Annotated in this window: 11 protein-coding genes; all 11 read left to right on the forward strand. The window is 63.8% G+C overall.

Annotated features, from left to right (window positions below; all coding sequences use genetic code 11):
- Nucleotides 1-921 (forward strand): bacteriophage T4 gp5 trimerisation domain-containing protein (locus tag DFR29_RS28505; RefSeq protein WP_425598903.1); only part of this gene is annotated, 921 nt, incomplete at its 5' end.
- Nucleotides 911-1,447, forward strand: a complete 537-nt coding sequence (locus tag DFR29_RS28510; RefSeq protein WP_133822039.1) for a DUF6484 domain-containing protein — start codon at nucleotides 911-913, stop codon at nucleotides 1,445-1,447. The genes DFR29_RS28505 and DFR29_RS28510, both read left to right, overlap by 11 nt.
- A 10-nt stretch (nucleotides 1,448-1,457) precedes the next feature.
- Nucleotides 1,458-1,871 (forward strand): hypothetical protein, encoded by a 414-nt coding sequence (locus DFR29_RS28515; protein ID WP_133822040.1) that lies wholly within the window; start codon nucleotides 1,458-1,460, stop codon nucleotides 1,869-1,871.
- Between the two features lie 91 nt (nucleotides 1,872-1,962).
- Complete coding sequence (locus DFR29_RS28520) at nucleotides 1,963-3,084, forward strand: DUF2169 family type VI secretion system accessory protein (protein ID WP_166654420.1); 1,122 nt, start codon at nucleotides 1,963-1,965, stop codon at nucleotides 3,082-3,084.
- Complete coding sequence (locus DFR29_RS28525) at nucleotides 3,081-4,106, forward strand: hypothetical protein (protein WP_133822042.1); 1,026 nt, start codon at nucleotides 3,081-3,083, stop codon at nucleotides 4,104-4,106. The genes DFR29_RS28520 and DFR29_RS28525 overlap by 4 nt, the downstream gene beginning before the upstream one ends.
- A 14-nt stretch (nucleotides 4,107-4,120) precedes the next feature.
- Nucleotides 4,121-4,510 (forward strand): DUF4150 domain-containing protein, encoded by a 390-nt coding sequence (locus DFR29_RS28530; RefSeq protein WP_133822043.1) that lies wholly within the window; start codon nucleotides 4,121-4,123, stop codon nucleotides 4,508-4,510.
- 4 nt (nucleotides 4,511-4,514) lie between these two features.
- The gene (locus DFR29_RS28535) at nucleotides 4,515-5,831 is read left to right on the forward strand and encodes an HNH/endonuclease VII fold toxin-2 domain-containing protein (protein ID WP_133822044.1); all 1,317 of its coding nucleotides are present in this window, start codon (nucleotides 4,515-4,517) and stop codon (nucleotides 5,829-5,831) included.
- A gap of 14 nt (nucleotides 5,832-5,845) precedes the next feature.
- A complete protein-coding gene (locus tag DFR29_RS28540; protein ID WP_133822045.1) occupies nucleotides 5,846-6,883 on the forward strand; it encodes a hypothetical protein in 1,038 nt (345 codons plus the stop codon).
- Between the two features lie 104 nt (nucleotides 6,884-6,987).
- The gene (locus DFR29_RS28545; protein WP_133822046.1) at nucleotides 6,988-7,206 is read left to right on the forward strand and encodes a hypothetical protein; all 219 of its coding nucleotides are present in this window, start codon (nucleotides 6,988-6,990) and stop codon (nucleotides 7,204-7,206) included.
- A complete protein-coding gene (locus DFR29_RS28550) occupies nucleotides 7,203-8,522 on the forward strand; it encodes a hypothetical protein (RefSeq protein ID WP_133822047.1) in 1,320 nt (439 codons plus the stop codon). The genes DFR29_RS28545 and DFR29_RS28550 overlap by 4 nt, the downstream gene beginning before the upstream one ends.
- A complete protein-coding gene (locus DFR29_RS28555) occupies nucleotides 8,522-8,920 on the forward strand; it encodes a hypothetical protein (RefSeq protein WP_133822048.1) in 399 nt (132 codons plus the stop codon). Before DFR29_RS28550 ends, DFR29_RS28555 begins: the two co-directional genes overlap by 1 nt.
- The last annotated feature ends 704 nt before the right edge of the window (nucleotides 8,921-9,624 follow it).

The raw sequence follows: 9,624 nt of genomic DNA on the forward strand, positions 1-9,624 counted from the left end.
CTGCCGATCATCGTCGGTCGGGTCTACAACACCAACAACCCGCATCCCTGGGGCCTGCCGGCCAATGCGACACAGTCGGGCTTCCTGACGCGATCGAGCATGGGCGCGACCTGGCAGAACGCCAACGCGTTCCGCTTCGAGGACAAGAAGGGCGAGGAACAGGTCTGGCTGCACGCGGAAAAGAACCAGGACATCGAAGTCGAGAATGACGAGACGCACTGGGTCGGGCACGACCGCACCAAGACCATCGACCACGACGAAACCGTGCACGTCAAGCACGATCGCACCGAGACGGTCGATCACAACGAAACCATCACGGTGCACAACGACCGCACCGAGACCGTCGACGGCAACGAACTGATCACGGTGCACAAGAACCGCACCGAAACCGTCGACAAGAACGAAACCATCACCGTGCACGAAAATCGCACGCGTACCGTCGACGGCAACGAAAAGGTGACGGTACACAAAAGCCGCAACAAGACCATCGACAAGAACGAAGTCGACAAGATCGGCAAGAACTGGTCGATCACTGTATCCAAATTCAAGACCGAAACGATCGGCATGGCCTCGATGCAGAACGTCGGCCTGGGCAAGATGACCAACGTGGGCCTGGGCTACAACCGCAATGTCGGTGCGATGATGTATACAACGGTCGGCATCAGCCGCAGCGACACCATCGGCAAGAGTCTCACTTCGAATGTCGGCGACACCTTCAGCCTCACGGCCGGCAAGGGTTCCAACATCACGATGGACGCGGAAAGCATCACGCTGACTATCGGCAAGTCATCCTTGACCATGAAGAAGGACGGCACCATCAGCATCAACGGCCACGATATCAGCAGCATCGCCAGCGGCGAACAGACCATGCGCGCCGACGGCAACGTCAAGATCAAGGGGAGCAAAATCTTTGAAAACTGAGCCGGAGCTGCTCGCGCCGGGCGCGCAAGCGGCCGACATCGACCTGCTGCTGCAGCGGCCGGTCACGCGGACGGCATCGCCGCCGGCGCGCGTCGATGGTGTCGGCATCGGTACCGTAGATGCTCTGGGCGAGCAGGGCATCGCCCTCGTCAGCATCGCCGAGTTCGGATTGACGGCACTGCCCGCGCGCTCCCTGTGCCAGCTGGACCCGAACCATGTCGGCCGTTCCGTCGCGCTGAGTTTCGAACAGGGCGATCCGGCGCGACCGATCATTCTCGGCGTGCTGATTACGGACTTCCAGACACCGACGGCGACCGTTGCAGCGGATGACGCCAGCCCGGCCGAGGTGATCGTCGACGGCTACGAGCGGGTCGCCATTCAGGCGCGCAGCACCTTGGAACTACGCTGCGGCGATGCCGCGATTCTGATGCATGCGGACGGACGCATCGAGATCCGCGGGCACTACATCACCAGCCACGCGACTGCCACGCAGCGCATTCGCGGCGGTTCGGTGCAGATCAACTGATTGCGCGCTCATGAACAACCGACGACTTACCCTGCCACTCAAGGCTACGATGCTGGTCTGCCTTCTGGTGCTGGTTTTCACCGGCATACAGGCGCTGCTGACGATTCCCGCAAGCCTGGTGCTGATGGAGCAGATGCAGGGCGTATCGGCCCGCCTGCCGCTGTTCCTGGTCATCATAGGCTGGCTCGCGCTGATCGTTTTCTCGGCCTTCGCCCTGTTGCGCATTGCGCTGCGGCGCTCGCTGTTCGTGGCACGCGTATATCTGGCGACGGTCTTCGGCCTGTCCTGCGCTGCCGCATTCCTCGCTGCCGATGCCACGACAATCGATCTGCTGCTGCACGTGCTCTGGCTGCTATTTGTCGCTGTCGTCTTTTTCTGCATTCGCGCCGATCGCGCGCCTGCATCGGCAACGTCCGGAGCCTGATTCCGATGGCAACCGTCACCTCGACCAAGCGGCACAGACCGACAGCCTTGTCCCGCACGCCGGCTGCGGCGAATCACAACGGCGCTGCCCCATGGAAGTCGTAACCGCAAGCAAGTACATCGCTGCAGCCGTAGCCCCCGTGCTGGACGCGCGCGGTCGCGAGTACCTTGTGATCGTCGGCAAGTCGACCTGGCAGATTCCACGGCCAGGGCAACGACCGCGGCCGCAGGCGGCGCAACCCTTCGTCGAGAGCGATAGTTACGTCGGCGAGCCCGGTCTGTCGGCCCTGCGCTGCAGCGACGATTTTGCGCGGTTCAAACCCCGCTGCGACGTGGTGTTCGATGCCTGCGCGCACGCGCCACGCGGCGAGGCTGTCACCGAACTGGGCGTGGGGTTTCGTGTCGGCCCACTGGCCAAGGCCCTGCGTGTGGTTGGACCGCGCCAATGGCGGCGGACCCTGGCGGGTTATCAGCTCGGCCCACCGTCTGCATTTGTCACCTTGCCGCTGCACCTGGGGTTCGCACACGGTGGCAGCCGCACGTATCCCGGCCGTGACCGCCAGCCACTGACCGACGCCTACAGCGACAATCCGGTCGGCATCGGCTGGATGAGCCGCCTGTCGAACGAAACCATCGACGGAATGCCGGCGGCCAGCCTGGAAGACATCGCCGATCCGATCACCCAGCCGCAACATCCACACCGGCCGGTCACGTTAGGCGCCATCGGCCGCCAGTGGCCTTCGCGGCAGCGTTTTGCCGGCACGAGCGACGACCACTGGCAGCGCAACGTGTTTCCGTTCCTGCCCGAAGACTTCGATGAGCAGTACTTCCAGAGCGCGCCCGAGGATCAGCAAATGGATTTCCCGCGCGGTGGGGAAGCAGTGAAGCTGATCAATCTCGATCCGGAGTATCCGCAACTGGAGTTTCAACTGCCGCCCCTGGTGCTGCCGGTGCGCGTCCTTCGCCGCAACTATCGCAGCGACCTTCTGGATGCCAGGGCCGATACCGTTTTCTTCGAAACCGAAGCCAGGCGCTTCTCGGTCGTCTGGCGCACACAGGTGCCGATCGCGCGCCATGTCAGCGAGTTCGAACTGATTGCCCTGGGCGACGTCGACGCGGATTGGTGGCGCAGCCGTGCATTGGGGCTGGACGAATCCTGTGCCGATTGCGACAAGCGCGATGCCTTCGCGCGGCGGGAGTTGCCATTTCCATGAATGCCCAACCGCTGTTCGTCACCGGCGCCGGCGCCTGCACCGCGATCGGCATGACCCTGGCCGCAACCGACTGCGCGCTGCGTGCCGGCATGGATCACTTCCAGGAAAGCGATTTCGTTTGCCGCGACGGCGATCCGATCCGGGTCGCGCGTCTGCCGGACCAGACACTTTGGGGCAAACGCCGTCTCGCGCGCTGGGCTGTCTGTGCGCTTGATGACTGTCTGCGCACAGCGCAGCCGCGGACGGACCTCAGCCAGACGCCGGTGCTGCTGCTCGCCGCCGAACGCGAACGCCCACACAGCGACGATGACCGTTACCGACAGATCTATGCCGAACTCGAAACCACGCTGGGTGCACGCCTGCATTCCCATTCGCGCATCGTGACCCTGGGGCGTACCGGCATCGGTGCCGCGTTGCAGCTCGCGCACGAGTGGCTGCTTGCCGGACCGGCAGCCGAGGTGGTGATCCTGGGTGTCGACAGTTATCTCGACGCTGCGACGATCAATCACTACCTCGCCCAGCGCCGCCTTCTCACCTATGACAACAGCCAGGGCTTTCTGCCCGGCGAAGCTGCCGCGGCGATCCGCGTCTCGTTGACGCCTGCGCCAGGTGCGCTGCGTATCGACGGCATCGGCTTCGGCGACGAGCCGGGACGCATCGACGGCAGCACACCGTCTCGTGCCCTGGGTCTGACGCGCGCGCTGCGCGCTGTGCTGGAACAGTCGCCGATCGCGCCCGAAGCATTCGATCTGCGCCTGTCCGACCAGAATGGCGAGAGTTTCTACGCGCGCGAGGCGGCCAATGCGTTCACGCGCCTGGGCACCGATGGCCTGCACAAGCTGCCCACGCTGACTCTGGCCGATTGTGTCGGCGAAGTCGGTGCTGCGCTGGGCCCGCTGATGCTGGGCTGGGTGCGATTGCTGTTCCAACGCGCCGACCGGACTGGTGGCAGCGCATTGGCTCATTTTGCCGGCGACGACGGCACGCGTGTTGCGCTCGCCCTGTGCGGCGAGTCGAACTGACCCCTGGAGCCCGCATGGAAACCCATGTTTACGCCAACGACAACGAGTTCTGCTCCAAGGCCGCGAACGGAGTCTCGCGCGCTGCTTTTCCAGACCCCTGCTGGAGCCCGCCGCCACCGTCGGCCGGCCCGCAACTGGTGACCTATTCCAACACGGCCTACGGTCGCTTCCTCAAGAACGGCTCCACCAGTGTGTTCGTCTGCGGCACGCCGATCGCGCTCAAGGACGTGTCCTATCTTTCCAACAGCTTCGGCGACGAAGCGGCAACGCGCCTGCTCGGCATGGGCTTTGTCAGCCACAACATCAAGGGCAACGCCTACTTCGTCGACTGGTCGCCCGACGTGAAAGTGCAGGGTCTGAATGTGTGCCGGCACACCGATCCCATGACCCACAACCACGGATAAGACTATGGGCAGGCCAGGCAACAAGGGCAGTGGCAGCAACAGCGGCGGCACCCCGTCCAAGGTACCTGCGACGCTGGCGAATACGCCAACCTACGTCTACATGGACACCTTCAACACGAAGGCCGTGTGCAAAGACGATCGCGAAGCCGTGAGAATCGCCTGCGCGCCCAAGTCCGATGCGGCAAAGGCCAAGGACAAGGCGGGTGGCAAGGGGCTGATCAGCGTCGTCCGCCGAGCGCTGGACAAGGCCAATGGCCTGGGCCAGAAAATCTACGGTTACCAGAAGAGCAAGCCGCCGGGCAACGAGTGGATGGACGACCATTGCGACGGCATGTGGGTCAAGCCGCAGTTCACCGGCGCCGAGCAGTATGCCGAGGAACTCCAGGGGCTGAAGGATCAGCTGGGCAAGACCAAGGCCACTCTCGAGTCCTATATGCAGCACCCGGACAAGATCATCCAGTCCGGGTACGAGAGTCTGGTGCGCGAGGCGCGCGAGCAGCTGGGGCCCGAGGCTGTCGAGGGTCTGGCCTACCGGCACCTGGCGAATACCGCGGCGGGCGGGCTGTCGCCTGTAGGAGGCAGAGGGAAACTGGTCATGGTGTTGGCCAGGCTCGTCAAGCTCGGCTACTCGGCTTCCAGTGCCTACGATGCCATGAACACGGTAGCCGGTGCGCTCAACACGCTGGACGCCAAGGCCCAGATGCGGGCCATCGATTTCATGCTCAACGAGGCCGAAGAGCGGCTGGGCGGCGTGCTTAAAGTCTGGGACGAACGTCCAGATGTGGTCATGGCGGAACTGATGTCGCTGAACGGCGAACTCGATCCCTGCCTGCGTGCGCGCAAGTGCATGCTGGTGCCCTACGAGTCCAATGCCAAACGGCCGCTCAAACCGTCCAAGAGCAAGAACTACGTCGATGACGGCAAGGGCTGTTGTCCAGGGCAGACGGGCCATCACGTGATACCCGATGCAGCGGTAAAGAACGCGGGCTGCGAAGGCTACAAGTACAAAGAGGCACCGACCATCTGCCTGGAAGGCCAGGACAACACCTACGGTAGTCACGGCCGCGCGCACAAGGAACTGACCAAGAGCATCACCAACTACAAGCTGAAGCACGGCGACAAGATCAGCTATACCGACATGCGCAACCGTGCGCTTGAAGCGATCAAGAACTCTACCCAGCAGTGCAAGCCCGAGTGTCTGCAGGCACAGCTGGACGACTACTACAAGAACTGCAAGCAACTGGACGCGAACGCAGGCAGTTCCTCGCAGAGCAAGGGCGGCACCGAGTGCGACCACTCGCACGGTTCCGATACGGAATAAGCGGAGTTGAACAGATGATCGGCGACATCACCCTCGAGCATTTCAAGCCCTGTTTTCAGGGCCACAACATCATCGATTGCGCGGTACGCGACCGCAACATCTTCTATTTCATCGCGCGCGAGGACTACACCAGCTGGCCCGACTCGAAATGGGACCGCGAGAACGAACCGCCGCCGGAAGATTCATCGTTGCGCCAGCACATCGTCGGCTACTTCCGCGCGCGTCCGATGGAAACGCGCTGGACGCGCACGGCGTTGACCGGTCTGGCCAATCTCATGTCCGGCGTCGCGCTGCAGCCGGACCCCAAGCATCTGGCACTCGCGCTCGACGGCCCGGTGTATGCGATGGGCAGCGGCAGCAAGGGCTTCGAGGCGCCGCTGCGCTCCTGGCGCGAAGGCGGTCCTATGCGCGGTTCCATCAACAAGCTGCGCACCATCGGCGGCTGGCTCTATTTCTGCGGCGGCAACAACAGCGTCGGCAAGCGTCTTGGCAGTGGCGAGTGGCTTTCCCACACGCAGTCCATTCCCGATCCGGAGCGCAACGATTCCCGCGACAACACCCTGGAGGATATCGACGGTTTCAGCGAAAGCGATATCTACACCGTCGGCAGCGAAGGTCAGGTGTTTCACTACGACGGCAAGACCTGGACGCGGCTCGCCTTTCCCACCAACGCACGCCTGGAAACCGTCTGCTGCGCGGGCAACGGCTCGGTTTACATCAGCGATGTGGACGGCAGCGTGTTCAAAGGCCGTGGCGAGGAATGGGTTCGTATCCACAAGACCAAATTGCAGCTGCCCTACCGCGATATGGTCTGGCATGACGGAAAGCTCTGGTGCACCTCTGATTATGGTGTGTGGACCATCGCCGACGACAAGGTCGCCGTAGCCGACCTGCCGCCCGGCGTCGCGGCGTACGCCGGCAATCTGTCCGCAGCCGATGGTGTGCTGTTGCTGGCCGGTTACGGCGGCGCGGCTTTCCGCGAAGACGGCCACTGGACGGTGCTGTACAGCGCTGTCGAAATGCATCGTGCGGCAAGGAGCAACGTTTCCTAGTGTCCTATCTCGCAGGCAGCGCGACGAAATTCCAGAGCGATTTCCTCCGGGAAACAGGCGCTGGGCGGAGGTGTGGCAGCGCTACGGCGACGAAGGAGAGCGACATGTCGGTACGAAACACAGCAGAGTCGCCAGATGGCTATCTGTCGAAAAAATCACTAGGAAAAAAATGGATAAGTGACCTCGGCTCGCGTTCCCGTTCGCTCATCCAGGCGAAGCAAGCGTCTGCCTGCTCCCCCGGTCCGACGCAACCCCGGCTTGCAAAACCCGTTTCCGACTTGTTCGGCGGGTTCCTGTTTTTTCCCCGGATTGCACTGCCGTGACCCTGGCCTTGCCGATTCGAGCCCTGGTAAACCGCCACGCGGGCGATGCCGCCTTCTACTGGTGCCAGCGTCAGGGTAGTCTGGACTCGCCGCTGGTCGACCTCGATCGGCTGGCGCACCTGGACCGCGTGCTGCAGGCCCATCTGGACGGCCTTGTGGTGGCGCAGGAAAGCGGTACGGCCGAAGCCTGGGCTGCGCTGGATCGCTGGTGCGGCGCGGGCGAGATCTTCGTCTGTGCCGTGCTCGCACTGGAGCAGCAGGACAGCGGACGCCTGCGCGCCGTGTGGCAATGCGTGGCGCAGCAACCATCACGCCGCACCGACGCGTTCGTCGCTGCCCTGGCCTGGGCGCAGGACAATCCGATGGGGCCGCGCATAGGGTGGATCGAACACTGGTCGCGAACGGAGGAATCGCCACTGCTGCGTGCCGCTGCGCTGCGCGCCGCGCGCCTGTGCACGCTCGATGTCAGCCATGCTGCCATCGCAGCGAGCCGGGCCAATGATGCGGAGTTGCGCGCCGCCGCCTGCGTCGCACTCGCGCAGCGACGGGCGCAGTTGCCGGAAGTGGCGACGGCGCTCGAGGAACGATTGCGGGACGACGTGCTGACCGTGCGCATCGAGGCGGCCATAGCCCTGCTCGACAGTGCCGTAGCACCAGAAGTCACTGCACAGGCGCTCAATGTACTCGGCAACGCCATCGGTGTCCGGTTGCAGGCGCTTGCGGCACTCACTGGCGGCGACCGCGCCGAGCTGTATCCGAACGTGCAGCGCGAACTGCGCAGCTTTGCCCTGCACCTGCCCTGTGGCAGCGCCGAAGCACACGCACTGTGCAGCCTGCTCGATGTGCCAGACCGTATCGAATTCGCGGCCTGGCACGGCGATGCGGCACTGCTCGCGCCGCTGATTGAACTGGCCGCAGATCCGCGTTGGTCTGCGCTGGTGCTGTGGGCCGTCTGCGCCCTGTCCGGCGTGGACGGCGACGCCGCAGGATTGTCCACATTGCCGGATACGGATGCCGCGATTCCGTCCCGTTATATCGGCCTGCCGGCGGCTGACCCGGTCGCACTGTCGCATTGGTGGTCGCTGCACTGCCGGCGCTTCGTGGCCGGCACGCGTTACTTGCTCGGAGCGCCGGTCGCTGGCGACACCGCTGCCGGACGGCTGCACCTGCTCCACGTCCTGGGCAGCGCACCGCAGGATCTGCGCAGTATCGCTGCGTGCCATCTGCAGCGCGCCCACGTGCTTGCGGACTTGTCGTTGCTGGCGCGCGCAACGGCGCAGTATCAGTGGCTGCATCAGCAGCACGGCGGTGCCTGATGCTGGACCCCTGGCAGGATGCGGCATTCATCGCACAGTCCCTGCAGCAGCCGGGAATGCGGCTGGTGCTGGCAGCGGGATCGGAAACCTGTCTCAAATGCGCGCTGATCCATGCCGTGTTTGAGCAGCACGCGGCCTCAGCCCCGCCCGGCGAGTTGTGGCTATGGCTTTGGCGCGAGGAACACACGCCGTTCCTGAGCGGCATCGACCTGGCCGATCCGCCGCGATTCTGGATTTACCAGGGCGCGAATCTGGTGCGCAGCGGCCCTATGCACGATGAGCGCATCGGCAACGACCGCGAAAGCTTTGTCGCTACGGTTCCACACTGCGAGCCCGCGTCGATGCCGCTGCACGGCGATATCCGCCAGCGTCTGCTGGCGGGCGACTGGGCCAGGTGATTCGAGCCCCGCATGCCGCCTACGCCGCCCCGGCGGTCGCGTCAGGAAGCGGCGATATACAAAATAAAAAGCATGCTGGCCGGGCCGAACGCCGTGGTGGCGGTCTGGCTGTCGCTGCCGCTCTCAGGCGCAATGGTCCGGTCGCCGATTGACCGGACGGCTTGTCCGGTTCGTTCATAGGAAGGCCGTCTGGTAGCGGCAAGCGCGTCGTCTACAGATGCGGTCCGTAACGCGGCTGGCCGGCGATGTCTCTCCTGGTTGCTGGCGGCCCGCGTCTGTCCTTCATCGGTTCGATGCAAGAACTGGGCTGAACTTGTGACACTTTTTGTGCATTCGTCAGTGAGTTCCGTAACCGCATTGTAGAAAAGTGCGGAGGCGCGGTGGTTGGATTTAAGTGCCACGAAACTTCTACAAATCGCTCAAATTTATCAGTGCCCCGGTGCAGAAAGCTGGCACTATTCGCGCACTGGTAAGGGGCGGTGCCGTCATGGTCGGTCCGGGCAACTTGCACAATGCCGCAATGCGAGCCCAGGCTGGGCTCGCTTCTGTACGCGCCTGTCCTCGCCGCACCCACTCACTGCTCATGTCGCCCGGCCGCCACGCGTGCCGGCCTGCTGCCGTGCGCTGTTTCCCGATTGCCCGTCTGTCCGAGGATTCCGTATGAATCGCACCCTGAACGTAACGACGCCGCTGGGTCCGGAAGT

Origin of the sequence: Tahibacter aquaticus (assembly GCF_004363655.1) — a bacterium.
Classification (GTDB): domain Bacteria; phylum Pseudomonadota; class Gammaproteobacteria; order Xanthomonadales; family Rhodanobacteraceae; genus Tahibacter; species Tahibacter aquaticus.

Bases quoted from the DNA above. Each gene is read 5' to 3' on its own strand.
- DFR29_RS28540 (WP_133822045.1), top strand. From the start codon at position 5,846: ATGATCGGCGACATCACCCTCGAGCATTTCAAGCCCTGTTTTCAGGGC.
- DFR29_RS28535 (WP_133822044.1), top strand. From the start codon at position 4,515: ATGGGCAGGCCAGGCAACAAGGGCAGTGGCAGCAACAGCGGCGGCACC.
- DFR29_RS28525 (WP_133822042.1), top strand. From the start codon at position 3,081: ATGAATGCCCAACCGCTGTTCGTCACCGGCGCCGGCGCCTGCACCGCG.
- DFR29_RS28515 (WP_133822040.1), top strand. From the start codon at position 1,458: ATGAACAACCGACGACTTACCCTGCCACTCAAGGCTACGATGCTGGTC.
- DFR29_RS28555 (WP_133822048.1), top strand. From the start codon at position 8,522: ATGCTGGACCCCTGGCAGGATGCGGCATTCATCGCACAGTCCCTGCAG.
- DFR29_RS28545 (WP_133822046.1), top strand. From the start codon at position 6,988: ATGTCGGTACGAAACACAGCAGAGTCGCCAGATGGCTATCTGTCGAAA.
- DFR29_RS28530 (WP_133822043.1), top strand. From the start codon at position 4,121: ATGGAAACCCATGTTTACGCCAACGACAACGAGTTCTGCTCCAAGGCC.
- DFR29_RS28520 (WP_166654420.1), top strand. From the start codon at position 1,963: ATGGAAGTCGTAACCGCAAGCAAGTACATCGCTGCAGCCGTAGCCCCC.